At 48.1% G+C, this 20,171-nt stretch carries 21 protein-coding genes; 16 read left to right on the plus strand and 5 right to left on the minus strand.

What is annotated here, in order from left to right:
* Both RM811_RS09185 and RM811_RS09190 read right to left on the minus strand, forming a co-directional pair.
* Positions 1-504: glycerate kinase (locus RM811_RS09185; protein WP_402523204.1), on the minus strand; the 504-nt coding region annotated here is incomplete at its 3' end.
* A gap of 11 nt (positions 505-515) precedes the next feature.
* Positions 516-809 carry a hypothetical protein gene (locus tag RM811_RS09190; RefSeq protein WP_402523207.1) on the minus strand — a complete coding sequence of 98 codons (294 nt, stop codon included), beginning with the start codon at positions 807-809 and terminating at the stop codon, positions 516-518.
* A 194-nt stretch (positions 810-1,003) separates the two neighbouring features.
* Here RM811_RS09190 and RM811_RS09195 point away from each other — a divergent pair, with 194 nt between their 5' ends.
* From RM811_RS09195 to aceK, 3 genes are read left to right on the plus strand one after another with little or no spacing between them, the layout of a single operon-like run.
* The gene (locus RM811_RS09195) at positions 1,004-1,906 is read left to right on the plus strand and encodes a hypothetical protein (RefSeq protein ID WP_402523209.1); all 903 of its coding nucleotides are present in this window, start codon (positions 1,004-1,006) and stop codon (positions 1,904-1,906) included.
* Positions 1,887-2,834: a 1-aminocyclopropane-1-carboxylate deaminase/D-cysteine desulfhydrase gene (locus RM811_RS09200; protein WP_402523211.1), complete on the plus strand. Its 948-nt coding sequence runs from the start codon at positions 1,887-1,889 to the stop codon at positions 2,832-2,834. Before RM811_RS09195 ends, RM811_RS09200 begins: the two co-directional genes overlap by 20 nt.
* A 32-nt stretch (positions 2,835-2,866) precedes the next feature.
* Complete coding sequence (aceK, locus tag RM811_RS09205) at positions 2,867-4,597, plus strand: bifunctional isocitrate dehydrogenase kinase/phosphatase (protein WP_402523214.1); 1,731 nt, start codon at positions 2,867-2,869, stop codon at positions 4,595-4,597.
* A gap of 92 nt (positions 4,598-4,689) precedes the next feature.
* On the opposite strand, the gene RM811_RS09210 is transcribed toward aceK, so the two are convergent.
* Entirely contained in the window at positions 4,690-5,262 is a 573-nt protein-coding gene (locus RM811_RS09210; protein WP_402523217.1) for a PhnA domain-containing protein, read from the minus strand.
* A gap of 167 nt (positions 5,263-5,429) precedes the next feature.
* Between RM811_RS09210 and RM811_RS09215 the strand changes: the two genes are divergently transcribed.
* The 4 genes from RM811_RS09215 to RM811_RS09230 all read left to right on the plus strand — a co-directional run bounded on the left by RM811_RS09215 (position 5,430) and on the right by RM811_RS09230 (position 6,917).
* On the plus strand, positions 5,430-5,606 hold the full coding sequence (locus RM811_RS09215) for a type II toxin-antitoxin system HicA family toxin (RefSeq protein WP_402523219.1): 177 nt from the start codon (positions 5,430-5,432) through the stop codon (positions 5,604-5,606).
* A gap of 36 nt (positions 5,607-5,642) precedes the next feature.
* Positions 5,643-6,074 carry a type II toxin-antitoxin system HicB family antitoxin gene (locus tag RM811_RS09220; RefSeq protein ID WP_402523221.1) on the plus strand — a complete coding sequence of 144 codons (432 nt, stop codon included), beginning with the start codon at positions 5,643-5,645 and terminating at the stop codon, positions 6,072-6,074.
* A gap of 335 nt (positions 6,075-6,409) precedes the next feature.
* Positions 6,410-6,643 carry a TA system antitoxin ParD family protein gene (locus RM811_RS09225; RefSeq protein WP_402523223.1) on the plus strand — a complete coding sequence of 78 codons (234 nt, stop codon included), beginning with the start codon at positions 6,410-6,412 and terminating at the stop codon, positions 6,641-6,643.
* A complete protein-coding gene (locus tag RM811_RS09230) occupies positions 6,627-6,917 on the plus strand; it encodes a type II toxin-antitoxin system RelE/ParE family toxin (protein WP_402523226.1) in 291 nt (96 codons plus the stop codon). The genes RM811_RS09225 and RM811_RS09230 overlap by 17 nt, the downstream gene beginning before the upstream one ends.
* A gap of 224 nt (positions 6,918-7,141) precedes the next feature.
* Here RM811_RS09230 and RM811_RS09235 read toward each other — a convergent pair whose 3' ends face one another.
* Positions 7,142-7,891 carry a hypothetical protein gene (locus tag RM811_RS09235; protein WP_402523229.1) on the minus strand — a complete coding sequence of 250 codons (750 nt, stop codon included), beginning with the start codon at positions 7,889-7,891 and terminating at the stop codon, positions 7,142-7,144.
* Between the two features lie 62 nt (positions 7,892-7,953).
* Entirely contained in the window at positions 7,954-8,964 is a 1,011-nt protein-coding gene (locus RM811_RS09240) for a DUF1853 family protein (protein WP_402523232.1), read from the minus strand.
* A gap of 46 nt (positions 8,965-9,010) precedes the next feature.
* Between RM811_RS09240 and RM811_RS09245 the strand changes: the two genes are divergently transcribed.
* The 9 genes from RM811_RS09245 to RM811_RS09285 form a co-directional block, all read left to right on the plus strand.
* Positions 9,011-9,895 (plus strand): NAD(+) kinase, encoded by an 885-nt coding sequence (locus tag RM811_RS09245; RefSeq protein WP_402523234.1) that lies wholly within the window; start codon positions 9,011-9,013, stop codon positions 9,893-9,895.
* A 94-nt stretch (positions 9,896-9,989) separates the two neighbouring features.
* Positions 9,990-10,865 (plus strand): rhomboid family intramembrane serine protease, encoded by an 876-nt coding sequence (locus RM811_RS09250; RefSeq protein ID WP_402523236.1) that lies wholly within the window; start codon positions 9,990-9,992, stop codon positions 10,863-10,865.
* A 73-nt stretch (positions 10,866-10,938) separates the two neighbouring features.
* The gene (locus RM811_RS09255) at positions 10,939-11,211 is read left to right on the plus strand and encodes a YeaC family protein (RefSeq protein WP_402523239.1); all 273 of its coding nucleotides are present in this window, start codon (positions 10,939-10,941) and stop codon (positions 11,209-11,211) included.
* A 129-nt stretch (positions 11,212-11,340) separates the two neighbouring features.
* Positions 11,341-12,222 (plus strand): DUF2797 domain-containing protein, encoded by an 882-nt coding sequence (locus tag RM811_RS09260; RefSeq protein WP_402523241.1) that lies wholly within the window; start codon positions 11,341-11,343, stop codon positions 12,220-12,222.
* Positions 12,223-12,321: 99 nt separating this feature from the next.
* Positions 12,322-14,958: an aminopeptidase N gene (gene pepN, locus RM811_RS09265; protein ID WP_402523252.1), complete on the plus strand. Its 2,637-nt coding sequence runs from the start codon at positions 12,322-12,324 to the stop codon at positions 14,956-14,958.
* Positions 14,959-15,110: 152 nt separating this feature from the next.
* A complete protein-coding gene (locus tag RM811_RS09270) occupies positions 15,111-15,347 on the plus strand; it encodes a hypothetical protein (protein ID WP_402523243.1) in 237 nt (78 codons plus the stop codon).
* Positions 15,348-15,511: 164 nt separating this feature from the next.
* On the plus strand, positions 15,512-16,636 hold the full coding sequence (locus tag RM811_RS09275) for a WD40/YVTN/BNR-like repeat-containing protein (protein ID WP_402523246.1): 1,125 nt from the start codon (positions 15,512-15,514) through the stop codon (positions 16,634-16,636).
* A 135-nt stretch (positions 16,637-16,771) separates the two neighbouring features.
* The gene (locus tag RM811_RS09280; protein WP_402523248.1) at positions 16,772-19,147 is read left to right on the plus strand and encodes an RND family transporter; all 2,376 of its coding nucleotides are present in this window, start codon (positions 16,772-16,774) and stop codon (positions 19,145-19,147) included.
* Positions 19,148-19,655: 508 nt separating this feature from the next.
* Positions 19,656-20,171: MBL fold metallo-hydrolase (locus tag RM811_RS09285; protein ID WP_402523250.1), on the plus strand; the 516-nt coding region annotated here is incomplete at its 3' end.

Genomic DNA, 20,171 nt, shown 5'->3' on the forward strand with positions numbered 1-20,171 from the left:
CAGCGCTGCTCCACCATAAGGCAGCTCGTTGCCTTCACGGTCCAGAAGCCTCACACCCAGTGCCTGCATCATACCGGCACCACCATCATTGGTGGCACTGCCACCAATACCCACGATCATTCGTTTAATGCCATGGTCCAGTGCGCTGAGAATCAATTCTCCGGTACCTTTCGTAGTACTGATCAGCGGGTTGCGCAGCTCAGCAGATACCAGCTCGATACCGGAAGCTCTCGCCATTTCAATAACCGCTGTTTCACCATCGCCCAGCAGGCCAAAACAGGCAGATACCGGCTCGCCCCTCGGGCCGGCTACCGTTGCGTCAATCAGCCTGCCTTCTGTGGCATCAATCAGTGACTGGAGTGTGCCTTCACCACCATCGGCAACAGGAATCTTTACGCACTCTGCATCGGGCAAGACCTGCGTGAGTCCGGTTTCAATAGCCTGCGCCACCCGGGCAGCAGTAAGGCATTCTTTGAACGAGTCTGGTGCAATAACAATTTTCATAGTCTGTTCCCTCAGAATTGCAGAATGCCATAGATCAGAGTGGAAGTGGCCGCCATGGAGAAGCCAATCAGGGTTTCCCTCGGGAGGGCTTTCAGGCGCTCACTGATACTCATGCCGACACAGCCTCCGGTGGCATGGAAGAAGCTGGCATGGGGCATGTGATCCAGCACCGTTGGTCCGGCATGCATCATCGCTGCCGCACCCGGAGAAGGAATCCCCAGGGCAATAATAACGGGCTCAAATACGTTAGAGGCAACCGCTGTGCCAGCCGTCGTGGAAGCCGTTGCTGCAGACATCATCATCATCCCGCTAAGGAATTGTCCTGAAATAATTTCCACATTTTGCCAATAGGAGCTGCCCCGAAATAACTTCCTCTTTCACCACAGAGGCGCTGAGGACACAGAGAAAGACCAAGAGAGTTATTCTTTTTTGATGATTTCTCTTTTTTTCTTCTGGCACCTTCAGTAAATTTTCAGAAAGATTGCTGAAGGCGCCTGTTATGTCTAATTCCGTAAAAAATAAACTCTCCACCAGTGCCCTGGCTCGGTCTTTGGAGGTTCCTGTTAGCGAACTGTTCAAAAAGATGGAGCAGGCGGGTTGGATTGAACGTGGGAATGATAGCTGGATATTGACCCGAAAGGGTGGGGATGAGGGTGGGGAATATACGACTCATGTCAAATATGGAACCTATATTGTCTGGCCTGAGGTGGAGAGGATTGGTAAAGAGATTGCCCCCGGGAAAGTGAGCGCTGATGGTCATCTGACAGCGACCAGTCTTGCTGAGCGAGTGGGTGTTTCTGCCCGGCAGATTAATCTGATATTTGCCGAGCTGGGCTGGATTAAGCACAATGAATCAGGCTGGAAAGTCACAGCGACAGGTATTCGATCCGGTGGCGAGCAGCGGGAAAACCAGAGCCCCCGCTATTGGGTTTGCTGGCCCGAGACCGTGTTGGATCAGCCTGTTGTGCGCTCATCCATCAAAGAGATAAAGGCGGATCTTTCTCATGCCATTGGTCTGGATTTGCAGGCTGATGATCCCATTAACCATTATCGGGCTGACTTTCCTGCCAGGCTTCGCTGTGCCGATGGTCACCTGGTGCGCTCTAAAACAGAGCTGCTGATCGATAACTGGCTCTATCTGGCGGGCATTTCCCATGCCTACGAGCGTCGACTCCCGATAGATGACAATATTTATGGGGAGTTTTATCTGCCCACCGGTCATGTTTATCTTGAGTATTTAGGGCATTCCAGTGATACCCGGTATTATCAGGCGAAGCTGGAAAAACTCGACCTGTACCGTAAGCATGAGCTTGCGGTTATCACCCTGGAGGATGAGCAGGTGAAACAGCTGGATGTTTATCTTCCCGGGCAGTTATTGAAGTATGGTATTCGAATCTATTGATACGCTGGATAAACCGGTTCCTGTGCAACCGGTTGCGACAGAATGGTTAAACCGTGCGGGTGTTTCCCTGGATATCCTCCGGTTGGATCAGCTTGATCCTGAAATCAGCGGTAATAAATGGTACAAGCTGAAACATAACCTGCTTCTGGCTAAGAAACAGGGTAAATCCATCGTTCTCAGTTTTGGCGGCGCCTGGTCAAATCATATCCATGCGCTGGCAGCAGCGGGTCATCGTTTTGGTCTGTCAACCATCGGTGTGATTAGGGGAGAGCCGGTTGAACTGCTTTCAGCGACGTTGGCAGATGCGGTCAATTGGGGAATGCAATTGCACTATCTCTCACGGAGTGATTACCGCCGAAAACATGAACCTCTCTTTCTCGCTCACTTATTGTCTCAATCAGGCTTGTCGGAAAATGAAGTTCACCTTGTACCGGAAGGTGGCAGTAACCCGTCTGGTGTTTTGGGATGCCGGGAGATTCTGGCTGCGGGAGGTATTGCCCCGGGGCAGTATGATGAGATATGGCTGGCCTGTGGAACGGGTGCCACCCTGGCGGGGATATCGCTGGCAGCTTCAGATGAGCTGCCGGGTACTCAGGTAAAAGGCGTTGCTGTACTTAAAGGGGCTGACTTTCTTCGACATGATATTCATCAGCATATTGGCCAGCCATTGAATAACTGGTCATTATTGACGGACTATCATCATGGCGGGTACGCTCGTACAACAAATGAGTTGCTCACTTTTATCAAGGCATTTGAGGATAAAACCGCAGTTGCTTTGGATCCTGTCTATACAGGCAAAGTGATGTTTGCCATAAAGCACTCGCTCGTCGAGAGTTTGAAGTCTGCCGGGCTATGTCGGGAGAAACGTATCCTGATGGTTCATACCGGCGGGCTGCAAGGGCGGCGGGGTATGAAAAGATTAAATTGAACGAATATAAGTAAAACAACAATGGTGCAGTAATGAATACTTCTATAGCCCGACAGATTGCCAGAATTATTCTTGAAGGGTTCAGTGACTATCGAACGCGCTTTACTGACATCACACTGGGCGCTCGTGAGCATTTTTTGAAGGCTGACTGGAGTGTTGCACAAAATTCTGCTTCGGAACGCATCAATCTTTATCACGTCGCGGTCACGGAAGTGATGGCAACACTGGCCTCTCAGGTTGAAGAAGTCTGGTTGAGTAATAGTGCTGGCTGGCAGGAGGTGCGTGACGATTATCTTGATCTGATTTCCTATCGTACTGACCCGGAACTGGCAGAAACCTTCTATAACTCCATATATCGTCAGGTGTTCAGAGGGGAGGCCGTTAACCCCCGCCATTGCTTTATTCAATCGGAGTTTGATGGCTTCAGGGTGCAAAGTGCCAAAGGCATTTATCGCTCTTACCATCAGGAGCAGGGATTGGTTCGCCTGATTGGTCAGCTTCTTGATGATTTTCAGTTTGAGCTGCCCTGGGAATATCGTCGCAGAGATATTCGCAACATTATCCACTCTTTACAGAATTCACGGCCAGAATGGGTGAATCGGAAAAATGTCCGGGTTGATGTCCTCAAATGGGTCTTTTATCGAAATAAAGCCGCCTACCTGGTGGGCAGGCTGGTGGCAGGGGATGAGCTACAACCGTTTGTGCTGGCGGTGTTGAATAATGAACAGGATGGGCTTTATGTTGATGCGTTACTCTGCAAAAACGACAACGTCAGTGTCTTGTTCAGTTTTACCCGCTCTTACTTTCTGGTGGATGCCCGGATTCCCTCGGAGTGTATTGAGTTCCTGCAGACGCTGATGCCTGAAAAAAAACGTGCTGAGTTGTATAACTCCATTGGTTTCTTCAAGCATGGAAAGAGTGTTTTCTACCGGGGCTTTCTCCAGCATCTGCAAAACTCTTCAGACCAGTTTGTGATTGCGCCGGGGGTGAAGGGAATGGTGATGTCGGTATTCACACTGCCTTCTCTGGACATGGTATTCAAGATCATTAAGGATCGTTTTGCACCGCCAAAAGATATCAGCAAGGCCATGGTCAAGGATCGTTACTATCTGGTTAAAACCCATGACCGGGTAGGTCGGATGGCGGATACTCAAGAGTATTCCAACCTGATACTGCCTCGTTTCCGCTTCAGCGAAGCGTTATTGGCAGAGCTGCAGCAGGTGGCTCCTTCTACTGTGATTGTATACGGCGATAAAGTATTGATTCGTCATTTGTATACTGAACGGCGGATGATACCTATGAATATCTATGTTGAGCAACTGGTTGAAGATGGCAACGAACAGGCTCTGGAAGCGGTGCTGGATGAGTACGGTCGAGCCATAAAACAGCTGGCTGCAGCCAATATTTTTCCCGGGGATATGTTGCTGAAAAATTTCGGGGTAACCCGCCACAAACGGGTGGTTTTCTATGACTATGATGAGATTCTGTATCTGACCGAGTGCAAATTCCGGAATATTCCCGAGGCATTATATCCGGAGCAGGAGTTGTCAGCCGAGCCCTGGTATTCGGTATCTCCCGGTGATATTTTTCCGGAAGAGTTTCCGGTGTTTCTGTTTCCTGATACGGATATTAGAAAACGTTTTACCCGATTGCACGGTGACCTGTTTACCGCCAGCTACTGGCAAAGTGTTCAGCAGAAAATTCTTAATGGCCGGGTAATGGATGTGTTGCCTTATAGTCCTTTGATGCAGTTTGAAAGGTAGTTAGAGGCGTTGCCCGTAGTCCGTTGTCCGTAATCCGAAAAAGATAAGACTGGCTTTTTCGGGCAGCGGACAGCGGATTACGGATTCAATCCTTAAGATTTTTTCAAATACTGAGTTAATAGCACAATTCTGACGCCATTTACCCGGCCTTCAATTTGTTCGGGGTTGCTGGTCAGGGAGATGTTTCGGACAGCGGTGCCTCGTTTAGCGGTGAAGCCAGCCCCTTTCACGGCCAGGTCTTTTATCAGAGTAACCGTGTCGCCTGCGCTTAAAACGGTACCATTGCTATCCAGCGTTGGTGCCTCTGACTCTTCGCTTTTCATTCCAGAGATGGCCCACTCACGGGTTTCATCATCCAGATACATCATATCTAAAAGACCCTGAGCCCAGTCTTCCGATGAAAGTCGGTTCAGCAGACGAAATGCCATTACCTGAATGGCTGGAACCTGGCTCCACATACTGTCATTAAGGCAACGCCAATGATTGGCATCCATCATTTCCGGTTGATTAATCTGCCCATGGCAGTTGTCGCAAATAAGGATGCACTGGTTTGGGCTGGAAGCATCGCTTTCTGGTGGAACGGGATAAACACTCAGGTCGGCTTTTGTGCTGCAGAGTTCACATTGAGCGCCGCTGCGCTCCATCAGTGTCTGTTCGGTAGTCATAGGAGGGAGTATTTGACCAATTAGAAGGGCGGCATAGTATGCCTGTATTTTTTGAAGCCTCCAATTGGGGAAATTATTCTCCGATGATTTCAGGGAGGTTTAACCGTAAAATCTTGTTGTGTGTGTATGCGTGTGTATAATAAGTTCATGGTTAAGGCGGAGTTACCATGAACTCAAGAGATTTGAGAAAGCTGGTCGAAGCCAGGGGCTGTCAGTTTTTGAGACAGGGTAAAGGTTCCCATGAAATATGGATTAACAGGCAGGGTAAAAAAATGCAGATTCCCCACCCAAAGAAAAAGGTGGGTTCGGGGCTACTGCAAAAAATCCTGAACTGGGCAGAGTAAACTCCGCCCTTTGTTAATAAAAAAGGAGATACCATTATGTTATTCAGAGTAGGAATAGAAACGCCTGAAGACGATGACACCGCATACAGCATCATTATTCCGGCACTGTGCAACGACCATTACACCACCGTATCTGCTGCGGATACCTTTGATGAAATAGTACCCATGGCCAGAGAAGCCGCTTTTTCCATGATGGAGGAAATGGCTTTGTGTGATGATCTTGATATCGTCGCCATCGCTAAAGCAAATCAACAGAACTACAGTAAAGACCCTGAATACTCTGACTTTAAAGAATGGGCCTTTATTGATATTGATATTGATGGGGTCATTGGGGTACAAAAGCGAATTAATATCAGTATGTCGGATTTGTTGATTTCCCATATAGATCAGATTGTCAGGCATGGCAGCCAGTACAAAGACCGAAGTGATTTTCTTTCTAAAGCGGCTTTAAATCAGTTATCTCATTAATCATTGTGTATTCCGGAACATTCGGCCAGCTCCGTATGTTTTCCCACGCAGGACCCACAGGGCCTAAAAGCGTGGGTGTTGTAAAAGGTCTTAAATACCGATTTATACTACTGCCGTCTTTCCCGCGAAGGCGGGAATCCATCTCGAGAGTGGGAGTCTATCTAGAGCCATGGATCCCCGCCTTCGCGGGGATGACGGTTACGAATTTACCCTTTTGCTACACCTTCAGAGCGTGGGAGCGAGGCAAAGCGTGGGGACTAGGAAATGTCTCACATCAGTAGTTGTGGCGTTATGCTACAATTGGAGCGTGACGCTACAGCAGGAGGGATACATTAATGTCAACATCATCAAGCATCAGGCTGGATCAGGAATTGATCGACAAAGCCTCTATTATGGCCAGGGCGCTAAACCGAACCGTTCCCAAGCAGATAGAACACTGGGCAAAAATCGGCAAAATCATGGAGGAAAACCCGGACTTGCCCTACGAGTTCGTGCGCCAGTCATTGATTGGCATGGCAGAAGCCGAAGCGGGCAGACTGGAGAAATTCACCTTTGACGACGATCACTGAAATTCTCCAGACCTCCAGCTTCAAAAAGACCGTCAGGAAGCTGCATTCCAACCAGAAAAAGGATCTCTACCAGGCGATTACAGACGTGGTAGATAATCCGCTGATTGGCGAACAGAAGAAAGGTGACCTCAGCAATCTGAGAGTGTACAAATTTAAAATGGAGAAACAGCTGGCCCTGCTCGGCTATCAGTATGTTGCAGGCACCATCACCCTGACCCTGATTTCGGTGGGATCACACGAAAACTTTTACAGGGATATCAAACGCAGTTTTTAAAGCCGTTCGGTTCTCATCTCAATTTTATGAGCTTGCAAAGAAACAAGAAAATCAAAAAGGGTTTTGGATACCCATAAATTTAACCATATGAAGTGTGTTGGTATTTCTATGGGAGTCCTATTCTTTTTGAATGCGTGCCAGCCACGGGTGGCCTGACGCTACCGCGCAGAACTCGGTAGCGAGAAAAAATCAAGGCCTCTGGCGCTGTGCTTTATTGTTGAGTTTTATTCGTAACCCCATTTTTTTCGCTCTGCGTGGTACTGTTCTTCAGGTTTATCTCGCTCTGAAACTGTTATGCTTTCCTGCTTGGGCAGAGATTCTTTCAATGTCTCAAACTGATCAGGCGGAAGTATTACAGAGTTATAACGTTTTTTATCGTCTTGGCCTTCTGTTTGCTGCAGAAAGCCGCTTTTAACAAAGCTATCAATAAATGGAGTTTGTAAATCTTTATTTTGTTGGCTTATCTGCTCATACCATTCATTTATGGTTATTCCTTTGCTGGCTAGCTCTTCTGTTGAAGGGATAGGTGCTGGTGTAAGAGCCACTCTTGGATTCTCACATGGGGAGTCATATAAGAATTGGGTTTGTATTGAATCTAATGTTTCGTTCTTCAATGGGTGTTTATGCCAGTCCTCCAGACTCTCTCTTACAGCAGGCAGCTCTTTTTTGGAAAAACAAGATTTAAAGCCGTCTATCAAGTCTTGCACAGAGGGGGTATCTGCATTGCTTTTGTTAATAACTCCTTCACTAGGTACAGAAGTTTGCGTTCTTTGATTAAGTGCAGTTGCAGGTGGTGAATCCCCCTCAGGAATATTTAGTACAGTCTCCGCTTTGGGTCTAGACACTGTTGAACCGTTAAGTTTCGAGGCGTCGTTTTGAGCAGGGTGCTCTTTTTTTACCCCTTCTTCTCTCCCTCCACCGGTGGGAGTTTTTGAAGAGTAAGGGGGCGTCCTTGAAAGTCCTTGATTAGCCATAGTTCGAAACCTGCAAATGTTGTAGATACTTGATTAAGACAATTGCAATAGAACTTGGTTCCCTAATCAAGTTCTATTTTTTGATAAACTGCAGCTTCAGCTTGTATCGGCCAGTCATCCGGTACAATAAACAGATGCATCTGACCCTGCAGCTCCTGATGGATAGCCCTCACATAAACCGGCCGTTGTTGCTGTTTCAGCTGATACATCAACTGATGTTGATTGAGATAGCCTGAAGCAGGGTGCCGATTCAGCCATTGGATTTTATCAGGAGTCTGGTAACTTAAATCGCCAGCCACAGGTTCTGTACTTAGAAGAAACTGGTTTTGGGTTAACCAGTATCCCCGTAAATGATCCGGGTTGCTGAGTTCCGGCGGCTGGCACCATTGCGTGTTATCTGTTTGTGATTGAAATAAATCGGTCAGATGGATTGCCGGAGATTCAGCGGTTTTCAGAGGGTAAAGTGGGTAGAACAGCCTCCCCTGGATAAGCACTTCTTTTTCAACGACCGGGCCGATACCCAGCCCTGAGAGCGCCTTCAGCCCCTGTTCGGTATCGCCAAGAGTGATCTGATGGTTAAGCAGGCGATCCATTTTACGATCAAGCCGATCCTTTAGCCCGGGCCCTACCCAGTGTCGCCACGGTGAATCGCCACTAACATTATTGACATATGGAATACCGAGATAAAATTTGACAGCCAGTTCCCGGTGAAAGAACTGCTTCCGGAACTGGTACAGCAGGTCATATTCGCCCAGAGTAGCGAACTGGCCATTTTTCTCGCCCCGGACCTGCAGGTTGGAAGCTATTACATGACTGTCAGGCAGCTGGTTCAGCAGGAACTGCCAAATGGTTTCATAAAAAATACCGAGCAGCGGGTTGCCTTTCGTTTTGACCAGGCTGGCCAGTAAATCCAGTTGCTCTGAATCAGGGAGAAGCGGTACTGTGCCGACAGGTAAGGCTTGATTCAGGCACAACGGGCTTGCCATCTGATTAAATAATGGAGGACTACTTTGTACCCACTGCAATGCCTGATGTAGAGTATGCCGTGTGTTTTGATGTAAAAATCCGTTCATAATTAACGTATACTAACCCACATTCTAAAATGACATTACTGAGTTTATGGAACATTTTAAAATAGTCGGAGTAACCGGCCGTCAGGGACGTGTTCAGGTAGAGGATACGCTCAGGCATCTGGTGGACTTTTTGCAGAAGCGGGGCGTGACCGTTCTTCTGGATGAGCTGCTGACCAGTTTGCTTCCCGGTCATTCCCTGACCATGGTCAGTCGTGAACAAATGGGGCAGCAGTGTGACCTGGTGATTGTGGTGGGCGGTGATGGCAGTATGCTGGGCGCTGCCAGGACACTGGCGCTCTATGATATTCCGGTGATTGGCATCAATCGCGGTCGTTTGGGGTTTCTTACGGATATTTCGCCGGATGAACTGGATGATCAGCTGGTGGAAATACTTGAAGGGCGCTATCTTGCTGAAAGTCGCTTTCTTCTGGAAGCTCAGGTGCGACGCAATGGTAAAGTGATTGGCAAGGGCGATGCCCTGAATGATGTGGTGCTCCACCCGGGTAAATCCACCCGTATTATTGAGTTTGAGCTGTATATTGATGGTCAGTTTGTCTATCAGCAGCGGGCGGACGGGTTGATTATTGCCACTCCAACGGGGTCAACGGCCTATGCACTCTCTGGTGGTGGTCCGATTATGCACCCGAGGCTGGATGCTATTGTTCTGGTTCCCATGTATCCCCATATGTTAACCAACCGGCCCCTGGTGGTGGATGGCGATAGTGAGCTGAAACTGGTGATTCGCCATGAGAATACTATCTATCCCCAGATCAGTTGTGATGGCCAGATTCATATTACGTCGGCGCCCGGCGATGAAATTATCATCCATAAAAAATCTCAGCGATTGAAGCTTTTGCATCCGTTGAATCATAATTTTTATGAGTCCTGTCGTTCCAAATTGCGTTGGAATTCTCAGGAAGAACGCTGTTAACGCAGTTCGGCTCTCAATGAGAGCCGATAATCAGCCGTCGGCTTCTTTCGGAAACCGACCTACGAAAATCTGAGCAGAGATAGATAAATAACCTATGCACAGGGCACTGGAACTCTCCGGAGATATCAATTTAAGCGACCTTTCCTGGTTTCTGTACGCACAGGGGATTCCCCATAAAATTACCGAAGAATCGGGTAAGCAGGTCATCTGGACAGAGAATGAAGAAAAGTCTCATGTGGTTGTCAGTCTTTATCAGCAGTGGCAGTCCGGTGATCTGGATCTGCCGACAGCCCCGCCCAGAAGAGGCCTGAATACCGGCGGCATACTCAAAGGTATTCCCTGGCGGCGGATGCCGGTCACGTTTCTGTTTATCGCAGCCTGTCTTGTGGTGGCATTGATCACCCGGGCAGGGGCAGACTGGGATGCTACGGCCTGGTTCTCGTTTGTTCCTTTTCAGGTGGCTAACGGCTATCTCTACTTTGGCAGTCTGTCCATGGGGTTGGAGCAAGGACAATACTGGCGTTTGATCAGTCCAATATTTCTTCACTTCGGTTTTGCTCATCTGGCCTTCAATATGCTGGCTCTTTATATTTTTGGCAGCCGGCTTGAGGTGCGCCAGGGTGGTTTGCACCTGTTGGGCATTATTATTTTCAGTGCTGTTCTTTCCAATTTTTCCCAATATTTCTGGAGCGGAGATGACAGTGTTTTTGGCGGTTTTTCCGGTGTGGTCTACGGTTTAATGGGCTATTGCATGATCCGGGAGAAGATTGACCGCCGCTGGCAGTTTGGACTGCCCCCTCTTTATTATGGCTTTATGCTGGCCTGGCTGGTGATTGGTTATACCGGGGTGCTGGGAAGTATAGGCTTTGGCAATATGGCCAATGGTGCTCATACCGGTGGCCTTGTTGCCGGTTGCCTGTTGGGTGCTCTTGCCGGTTTGCTGTTTAAAGAACGAAAGGCTTATTACTAACCAAATGCCCTGGTTTCCGGTAAGAAAAAAGATCCGGGTATTTTGAAGTAGAAATTGAAAAGGATTCTATAAAATGCAGTTAGACGCTTTTCTTGAAAAGATAACCCCTGCAATTCATCAGGCGTTGAGATTGGCTCTGGAGCTGGGTAAGTGGCCTGATGGCCGACTTATTACGGAAGAAGAGCGCGATGCCAGCCTTCAGGCGGTCATTGTCTATGAACACGAAAACCTGCCTGAATCTCAGCGCGTGGGATTTATGCCGACAACGTGTAAATCAAACAGTACACCTGCTAACTCAAGCACTTCTATTGATGAAGATGCGACCATCCTTCGTTTTAAGAACTGATCCCGGAAGAAACTTCCTGATGTCGTTTTGTCAGCTACTACCCAAACGACAGCCACATTATTAAGCAAGAGTACAATTGTGTCAGAAGAAAGTGTGTCCGAAAGTACAATCACTGGTTCGCTGAGTAAAATGCAAACTGAACTCCTGCCGGTTTCTGAGAATAACCCTAAGCACAGGGTTGCTTATCAGCTGCCTGTTGGAGACCAGTTATTGCCACTGAACGATTTGCTGGGACACAAGCTGTCCCTGCAATATCAGGGTGAAATCCATTGTTGTCATTGTGGTAGAAAAACCAAAAAGAGTTTTAGCCAGGGGTTCTGCTATCCCTGTTTTCGCAAGCTGCCCCAGTGTGATATCTGCATAATGAGCCCTGAAAAATGTCATTATGATCAGGGGACTTGCCGTGATGCTGCATGGGGTGAGAAGTTCTGCATGACAGACCATGTCGTCTATCTGGCAAACTCTTCCGGTCTTAAAGTGGGTATTACCCGGGCAACACAGATTCCAACCCGGTGGATTGACCAGGGGGCAACTCAGGCCATGCCATTTATCCGGGTGTCTACACGACAGCAGTCTGGTTTACTGGAAGTGATTTTTAAGGAATTTATTAATGACCGGACCAACTGGCGAGCTATGCTGAAGGGACCGGCTGATCCTCTGGATTTACAGGAAAGCGCCCTGGAGTTACTGGATATGAATGCCAGTCGAATTGCTGCGATGCAGGAGCAGTTTGGAATTCAGGCGATACAACCTTTACTGGGTAACTTTTCGGGTAACTTCTCAGATAAAGAGCCGGGTGCAGTGTCTGGAGAAACAGCCATGCCCAATGTGCTCAATATTGATTATCCAGTGCTCGAATACCCTGCCAAAGTGACATCGCAGTCGTTTGATAAGCAGCCGCTGATTGAAGGCACGCTTCAGGGGATTAAAGGGCAATACCTGATTTTAGATACCGGCGTAGTCAATATTCGTAAACATACTGCCTACCAGGTGAGTGTGACGGTTCCTTAAAACGTTGTCTGTCAACGCCTCTCCTTAAGAAGGGCGTTGATGAACCGGTTCGCTTGTGAAGAATGTTCGCTGGTGAAAAATAATAGTGGGATGAACAAGATGAAAGACTCGCAACCAAAAGCGATTTATCTGAAAGATTACCAGACACCTGACTACTGGATCGATCACACCGATCTGACCTTCGATCTGTTTGAAGATCATGCGCTGGTCACCTCGGTTTTAAGCATTCATCGGAACGTTCATGAAACGACGCCCTCAGGCAGTCTTCCTGAACTGGTGCTGGTGGGTGATGACCTTGAGCTTATCTCGGTTGAGCTGGATGAAACCCCTTTTTCTGATTTCCAGGTTGAGGGTGGTTACCTGAACATCAAGGTTCCGGTGGATCGTTTTTCGCTGAAAACCGTCAGCAGGATTAAGCCACAGGAAAACACGTCGCTGGAAGGACTCTATAAATCCAACGGTATGTTCTGTACCCAGTGTGAAGCGGAAGGTTTTCGCAAGATCACCTGGTACCTGGATCGTCCTGATGTCATGTCCCGCTTTACCACAAAAGTCATTGCGGATAAGTCGGCTTATCCGGTCTTACTCTCCAATGGTAATGATATTGCCCGTGGCGAACTGGACAATGGCAGGCATTGGGTGACCTGGGAAGATCCATTTAAAAAGCCCAGTTATTTATTTGCGCTGGTAGCGGGTGATTTACAGCACGTTGAAGACCATTTCACCACCATGAGCGGTCGGGAAATAACCCTGCGGATCTTTACCGAAGCCCACAATATTGATCAGTGTGATCATGCGATGATCTCACTGAAAAAATCCATGAAGTGGGATGAAGAAGTCTATGGTCGTGAATATGATCTGGACATCTTTATGATCGTCGCTGTTGACCATTTCAATATGGGAGCCATGGAGAACAAGGGGTTGAATATCTTTAATTCAGCCTGTGTGCTGGCCAGCCCGGAAACAGCCACTGATGCACGCTTCCAGCGAGTTGAAGCGATTGTTGCCCACGAGTACTTTCATAACTGGTCCGGTAACCGGGTGACCTGTCGGGACTGGTTTCAGTTGAGCCTCAAGGAAGGTTTTACTGTTTTCCGGGATTCAGAATTTTCTGCCGATATGAACTCCCGGGGTGTCAAGCGGATAGAGGATGTTAATGTTCTGCGAACTGCCCAGTTTGCCGAAGATGCCGGCCCCATGGCTCATCCTGTCAGACCCGAGTCTTTTATTGAAATTTCCAACTTCTACACCGTCACTGTTTATGAGAAGGGTGCAGAAGTGGTTCGGATGATTCATGGCATTCTTGGCGCAGAGGGTTTTCGTAAGGGTTCTGATCTTTATTTTGAACGGCATGATGGTCAGGCCGTTACCTGTGAAGATTTTGTCAAGGCGATGGAAGATGCTTCCGGCCGTGATCTTACTCAGTTCCGTCGTTGGTACAGTCAGGCAGGTACACCAGTACTGACCGTCAGTGATGACTATGATGAAGAGAAAAAACAGTATCAGTTGATCATTGAGCAATCCTGCCCGCCGACACCGGGTCAGAAGGAAAAAGAGCCATTCCATATTCCTGTACGAATGGGGCTTCTGGATGGTGAGGGTGATGATCTTGTGCTCAATAATGCCGGAGATACGGATCGGGTACTTGATGTTAAACAGGAGAAAGAAGTCTTCACCTTTGAGAATATTGAAGAGCGGCCGCTGCCTTCTATTCTGCGGGGCTTTTCGGCGCCGGTACGTGTGAAATATGAATACTCCCGTGGAGACCTGCTGTTCCTGATGGAACATGACAGCGATCACTTTAATCGCTGGGATGCCAGCCAGAGACTGGCCAGTGGTGTGATTGACGAGATGGTTGCGGCCATGGAGCAGGATAAGGTATGCAGTCCTGATGAAAGTCTGATCAAGGCGTTTGGCACCATTATCAGTGATGGCTCTCTTGATCTTGCGGTAAAGGCAGAAATGCTGTTACTGCCATCGGAAGCTTCTCTGGCTGAACAGGTCGTTGAGGTTTACCCGCAATTTATTCATCAGGCCCGGTTGCAGGTGAAAAATGCCATTGCTGATGCTCACAAAGGTGCGCTGGAAACATTGTGGCGTGCATTGAGTATCAGTAAACCCTATCGCCCGGAAGCAGAAGATATTGCCGAGCGTACCCTGAAAAATATCTGCCTCTCCTACCTGACCAGTCTGGACGATAAAAGCACTCTGGCGCTGGTTGAACAGCAGTATCACGGTGCATCCAATATGACGGATCGCTTTGCTGCACTGGCTTCGATTATCAATGCAGGTCATCAGGACAGAGAGCTGATTGACGAAGTTCTGGCTGATTTCCTTGAGCGCTATCAGGATGACACCAATGTTATGGATCAATGGCTTTCCGTTCAGGCTGCCAGTCCATCGCTGGGGACTCTGGAGCATATTCTGACGCTGATGCAGCATAATGTCTTTGATGCGACCAGCCCGAATAAGATTCGCTCTGTGATGGGTGGTTTTGCCAGCAATATGAAACAGTTTCACCGGGCAGATGGTTTGGGCTACGAGTTCCTGACTGACCAGTTGCTGGATCTGGATAAGAAGAACCCGCAAATAGCGTCAAGACTGATGACGCCTCTGACACGCTGGCGCAAGTTTGAGCCGGGTTGCCGTAAGCGGATGCGCAAAGCACTGGAGAGAATTAAAGCAACGCCTGGTCTGTCTTCTGATGTCTATGAAGTGGTCACCAAGAGCCTCTGACCTTTATAGTTCATCTCTGCCAATGGCTGCTTGTAGCCATTGGTTTATTTCTATTGTGGAATCATTAGCATTTGGAAAACTCTAAAGTTGAGTCAAAAATCATGGATTGGTTTTTATTGAATTATTTATGACTAATTAATGTTCTGATTTTTATGCAGTTTATCGGTCTCAAGCAAAATCAACGGTTTTTTGATCCCAACACCATTACTATGTACGCTGGTGCAGGCGGTATGGCAGGGTATGCAGTTGGTAAATATTTTGGCTTAAATACAATAATAACAGCACGGGTTGGCATATTTGTTGGCGGCTGTATCGGAACGTTTTATGACCATCATGGGGAGACCCGACATATCAGGATTCAGGATAGAATTGTCGGGCAATTAGGATAACCCCGGTGTTAAGCGGGAGATTCGCAAGGTGGTGGATCTGTATCCGTTAAAAATCCTGCCAATAGTCTGTTTGGATGAGAATTTTATTTTTGCTATTCGGTAAAGTTGACCGAAGTTTATAATCATCGCACTAAAAACAAGAATATTAAGACAAGGGGAGTCGTATGCCTGTTGCCTCTGGTTGCATTAGGGGGAGTCACCAAAGGAGTGGTTCAGTCGCTCTGGACTCTCTGGTAAAAAGCAGTGTAAAGACTAAATCAGCAAAAACTTTTCGTTTGTCGACGGCATTTCATACTGTACTTGGCGCGGTACTTTCCGTTGCAATCCTTTCCGCCGGATCAGTGCAGGCTTCCTCTTCAGATTCTTCTCTTGACCGTCCCGCGATCAAATCGCAGAAGGCTGCAAACAGCCTGCTGCTTGATGTCACTCGTACTGATGGTGGCGTAAGACTGGTTTCTGTTGGAGAGCGCGGCCATATTATTTTTTCCGATGATCATGGGGTTAGCTGGCAGCAGGCCAGTGTACCGACCATACAAATGCTGACAGCCGTTCAATTTCCCTCTGAAAAGGTGGGGTATGCCGTAGGTCATGATGCCATTGTTCTAAAGACTGAAGATGGTGGAGAAACCTGGCAGCAGGTCTACGTTGATCGTGAGGCGACGGTTCCCCTTCTGGATGTCTGGTTCAAAGATAACCTTCATGGCTTTGCCGTGGGAGCCTACGGCTACATCATTGAAACCGTTGATGGTGGGCAAAGCTGGGACTTTATTGATGACCGCATCGCCAATGACGATGAGTTCCACTACAACGCTATTAACGACGATGGTCAGGGTAATCTCTTTCTGGCTGGTGAAGCAGGAATTCTCTATCGTTCCACCGATTCTGGTCAAACCTGGACAACCCTGAGTAGTCCTTATGAAGGTTCATGGTTTGGTGTGAGTGGTGATAATGGCCGGGTTCTGGTACATGGACTGAGAGGGAATATTTATCAGAGTCAGGATCTGGGGGAGACCTGGCAGCCGCTTAGCTCTGGTACGGAACAGACGCTCTTTGGTTCTGCAAAACTGATTGATGGCAGTATTGCCCTGGTGGGTAACTCCGGAGCCGTGTTAACTGGCTCGGGTTATGAGGCGGGTTTGCCTTCAAGTGAAAGAGCGGGTCTATCGGTTTCACATCGGCCTGATCGTATGACGCTGAGTGCACTCGCCCCCAGTAGTGATGGATTTATAGTGGTTGTTGGTCAGGGTGGCGCCTACCGGATGACCATAGAAGGCAATGTATTGAAGTGACGCAGGTTGGGTCGAGCGAATGCGAGCCCCAACAAGCTATCTGCAATGTGATTGTCGTAAGATGCAGCGCTACCACGCGGAGCGTGGGAGCGAGGAATTAGAAGAACAATTAAAAAGAATCCGGGGCAGCCAGTTATGTCGTCTTTAAATCACTCATCGTATCAAGGCAGTGAACCGATTATGGAGCGGATGATTTTCAATAATCGTCTGCGGGTTTGTTTGTTTTTTCTGTTGGTTTCGCTATTTCTTACCTTTAAGCTGGTCACTGGATTAAAGGTGGATGCCAGTTTCCAGAAGATGGTGCCGCTGCAACACCCTTTTATCCAGAATATGATTCGTCATATGGAGGATGGTGGTAGCTCCGGTAATACCATCCGGATAGCCGTTTCCGCTCGGGACGGTGATATTTTCTCTGCTGAGTATATGGAACTGCTCAAGCAGATTAATGATGATGTTTTTTACCTTCCGGGTGTTGATCGGGCCAATATGAAGTCCATCTGGACGCCTAAGGTTCGTTGGATTGAGGTGACGGAAGAAGGCTTTGCCGGTGGTCCGGTGATTCCTGAATATTATGACGAAAGTCAGGCCAGCCTTGATTTGCTCAGGGAAAATATTCTGAAATCCGGACAGGTGGGGCAGATCGTTGCCAACGACTTCCGTTCAAGTATTGTCAGTGCGCCATTGTTTGAGAAAAATCCGGAAACCGGTGAAAACCTGGATTACCAAACCCTTTCTGATCAGCTTGAAGAGCTTCGTAGCAAATACGCAGAAAAGGGTGTTGATCTGCATATTACCGGTATTGCCAAGGTCTTTGGTGATCTGTTTGAGGGTGTTAAAGCCATTATCTGGTTCTTTATCATCGCCATCGGTGTTACCAGTCTGTTGCTGTTCCTCTATTCCCGCTGTTGGAAAAGTACCATCATACCGTTGCTGACTTCAGTGACTGCTGTTATATGGCAGATGGGCCTGTTGGCCACGCTCGGATATGGTCTTGACCTTTACTCGGTGCTGGTTCCTTTCCTGGTATTTGCCATTGGTGTGAGTCACGGTGTTCAGATTATTAACAGTATCAGCGTTGAAACTGCGCAGGGTGCTGATTCACTGACGGCAACACGCCGGACTTTCCGTACACTTTATATTCCAGGAATGGTGGCGCTGATTTCTGATGCCATCGGCTTCCTGACCCTTCTCGTCATTGATATCCAGGTTATTCAGGATCTGGCGATTACCGCCAGTGTGGGTGTTGCGACCATTATTCTGACCAACTTTGTCTTGTTACCAGTGTTGATGTCGTTTATTAAAGTCAGCAAACACTCAGTAGAACATGCGAAAAAAAGTCAGCAGGAAGAGGCAAAGGTCTGGCGAGTGGTGGCTAAACTGGCCAGTCCAAAAGTGATGCCGGTATCTCTCCTTATTGCACTGTTGGCCTTTGCTGCGGGTGCTTATAAGGCCACTGACCTTAAAATTGGTGACCTTGATCCAGGCGCTCCGGAGTTTCATCCGGATTCTCGTTATAACCTGGATAATCTGTTTATCAACAGCAACTATTCCACCAGTGCTGATCTGTTTATCACTTTTCTGGAAACTCAGCCTGAAGGTTGTACCAGCTACCCGGTGATGGACGCCATCGATCGATATATGTGGCATATGGAGAATGTTCCCGGTGTTCAGTCTGCACTCTCCCTGGTAACGGTTTCCAAGCAGGTTATCAAAGGGTTGAATGAAGGGAGTATGAAGTGGCAGAGCCTCTCTCGTAATCCTTATGTGCTGAACAGTTCAGTGGCCAGTGCTGCAGGACTGTTTAATACCAACTGCTCCAGTGCACCCGTTATTCTCTACCTTGATGATCACAAAGCAGAAACCCTGGAACGTGTGGTTAACGCTACTCAAGAGTTTGCTGCCATTAATAATACGGAAGACTTCCAGTTTGTATTAGCCAGCGGTAACTCCGGGGTAGAAGCGGCCACGAATGAAGTCATTGCCCAGGCACAGAATAAGATGTTGTTCTGGGTATACGCGGTGGTGAGTATTCTCTGTCTTATCACTTTCCGTTCGGTTAAAGCCGTTCTCTGTATCATTATCCCGCTGGGACTCACCTCTGTTCTCTGTCAGGCATTGATGTCTTACCTGGGAATTGGGGTTAAGGTGGCGACATTACCGGTTATTGCCCTGGGCGTTGGTATCGGTGTGGACTATGGAATATACATCTACAGTCGCCTTGAAAGTTTCATGAGGCAGGGTATGTCTCTGGAAGAAGCCTATTACTCAACGCTGAAGATTACCGGTAAGGCGGTAACCTTTACCGGTGTGACGCTGGCGATCGGGGTAGGCACCTGGATCTTCTCACCGCTTAAATTCCAGGCGGATATGGGGATTCTGCTGACCTTTATGTTTGTCTGGAACATGATTGGTGCGATCTGGCTGTTACCTGCTCTTGCCAGACTTTTACTGGTGGGCAGCAAGGCAAAGGGGAAGAATGTTAATAGTGCGACCCCCGCTACCTCTGTATAAAGCAGGTTTTTGTCCTTAATAATAAAGCCGGCGTATGCCGGTTTTATTATATCCGTAGTGCCGCTAGGCGCTGATACCCATACCACAGTCTTTCCCGTGAAGGCGGGAATCCATCTCGAGAGTGGGAGTCTATCTCGAGCAGTGGATCCCCGCCTTCGAGACTGTTGCAAAACTCTCGTTCCCATGCTCTGCGTGGGAATGCATACGGATCTGGCCGCATGTGGAGAAACCTCTCCTTGCCGAATCTGTGGGGGTTTCAGGCTGGTTATTCACTTGTGGCGAGTACGGTATGCATTCCCACGCAGGACCCACAGGGCCTAAAAGCATGGGAACGAGATTTCCGGAAGGTTTTGCGACAACCTCCTTCGCGGGGATGACGACAATGTGTCGGTATGGGTTCTAATGCTTTCCTGCAGTAGTCTTATCAGACGATGATGGTGTGTGCTTCTCTGGTTTTAATCACTCGAGATTAACGAGCTGATCAAACAATAAAAACAGTGGTAATAAAATGGCAAAAATAAAAAGCCTGATTGGTTATGCAGCAACGGCGCTGGTGTTTACTGGTGTGGGAGTGATGCTCAGTGATACAGAGCTGGGTGATCAGGTTCGAAGCAGTGCCAGTGTCGTGAAACAGTCCGCATTAAGTACAGTAGCTGATCAGTTTAGCGGCGATATTCGTGAGCGGGTATTGATTGAAAATCCGGAACTGATTCAGCGTGTCATGGTTGGCGGCGGGTTTGGTGGTAATTTCTCAAAAAATATTGGCCAGCATATTTTTGGTAAAGACTTTCAGCCAGCCATTGATGATGCCCTGGAAATGACCACCATTACCCCGGTGGGTGAGCGGATGTGGATCATCCATATGCCCATTGTTAATTCCATCCTGCTGGAAACCGATGAGGGGCTGGTGGTGATTGATACCGGTATGGCACCTGCCGGACCAGCATTGATCAAAGCCATTCGCAGTGTCAGTGATAAACCGATTCATACCATCATTATTACCCACGGCCATACCGATCATGCC

It is taken from the genome of Endozoicomonas sp. (assembly GCF_031844845.1).
In the GTDB taxonomy this organism is placed as follows: Bacteria; Pseudomonadota; Gammaproteobacteria; order Pseudomonadales; family Endozoicomonadaceae; genus Endozoicomonas.

What these genes read in the sequence shown, in the direction of transcription:
- RM811_RS09190 (WP_402523207.1), bottom strand. Translation starts at nt 809, where the DNA reads ATGATGATGATGTCTGCAGCAACGGCTTCCACGACGGCTGGCACAGCG.
- RM811_RS09195 (WP_402523209.1), top strand. Translation starts at nt 1,004, where the DNA reads ATGTCTAATTCCGTAAAAAATAAACTCTCCACCAGTGCCCTGGCTCGG.
- RM811_RS09200 (WP_402523211.1), top strand. Translation starts at nt 1,887, where the DNA reads ATGGTATTCGAATCTATTGATACGCTGGATAAACCGGTTCCTGTGCAA.
- aceK (WP_402523214.1), top strand. Translation starts at nt 2,867, where the DNA reads ATGAATACTTCTATAGCCCGACAGATTGCCAGAATTATTCTTGAAGGG.
- RM811_RS09210 (WP_402523217.1), bottom strand. Translation starts at nt 5,262, where the DNA reads ATGACTACCGAACAGACACTGATGGAGCGCAGCGGCGCTCAATGTGAA.
- RM811_RS09215 (WP_402523219.1), top strand. Translation starts at nt 5,430, where the DNA reads ATGAACTCAAGAGATTTGAGAAAGCTGGTCGAAGCCAGGGGCTGTCAG.
- RM811_RS09220 (WP_402523221.1), top strand. Translation starts at nt 5,643, where the DNA reads ATGTTATTCAGAGTAGGAATAGAAACGCCTGAAGACGATGACACCGCA.
- RM811_RS09225 (WP_402523223.1), top strand. Translation starts at nt 6,410, where the DNA reads ATGTCAACATCATCAAGCATCAGGCTGGATCAGGAATTGATCGACAAA.
- RM811_RS09235 (WP_402523229.1), bottom strand. Translation starts at nt 7,891, where the DNA reads ATGGCTAATCAAGGACTTTCAAGGACGCCCCCTTACTCTTCAAAAACT.
- RM811_RS09240 (WP_402523232.1), bottom strand. Translation starts at nt 8,964, where the DNA reads ATGAACGGATTTTTACATCAAAACACACGGCATACTCTACATCAGGCA.
- RM811_RS09245 (WP_402523234.1), top strand. Translation starts at nt 9,011, where the DNA reads ATGGAACATTTTAAAATAGTCGGAGTAACCGGCCGTCAGGGACGTGTT.
- RM811_RS09250 (WP_402523236.1), top strand. Translation starts at nt 9,990, where the DNA reads ATGCACAGGGCACTGGAACTCTCCGGAGATATCAATTTAAGCGACCTT.
- RM811_RS09255 (WP_402523239.1), top strand. Translation starts at nt 10,939, where the DNA reads ATGCAGTTAGACGCTTTTCTTGAAAAGATAACCCCTGCAATTCATCAG.
- RM811_RS09260 (WP_402523241.1), top strand. Translation starts at nt 11,341, where the DNA reads ATGCAAACTGAACTCCTGCCGGTTTCTGAGAATAACCCTAAGCACAGG.
- pepN (WP_402523252.1), top strand. Translation starts at nt 12,322, where the DNA reads ATGAAAGACTCGCAACCAAAAGCGATTTATCTGAAAGATTACCAGACA.
- RM811_RS09270 (WP_402523243.1), top strand. Translation starts at nt 15,111, where the DNA reads ATGCAGTTTATCGGTCTCAAGCAAAATCAACGGTTTTTTGATCCCAAC.
- RM811_RS09275 (WP_402523246.1), top strand. Translation starts at nt 15,512, where the DNA reads ATGCCTGTTGCCTCTGGTTGCATTAGGGGGAGTCACCAAAGGAGTGGT.
- RM811_RS09280 (WP_402523248.1), top strand. Translation starts at nt 16,772, where the DNA reads ATGTCGTCTTTAAATCACTCATCGTATCAAGGCAGTGAACCGATTATG.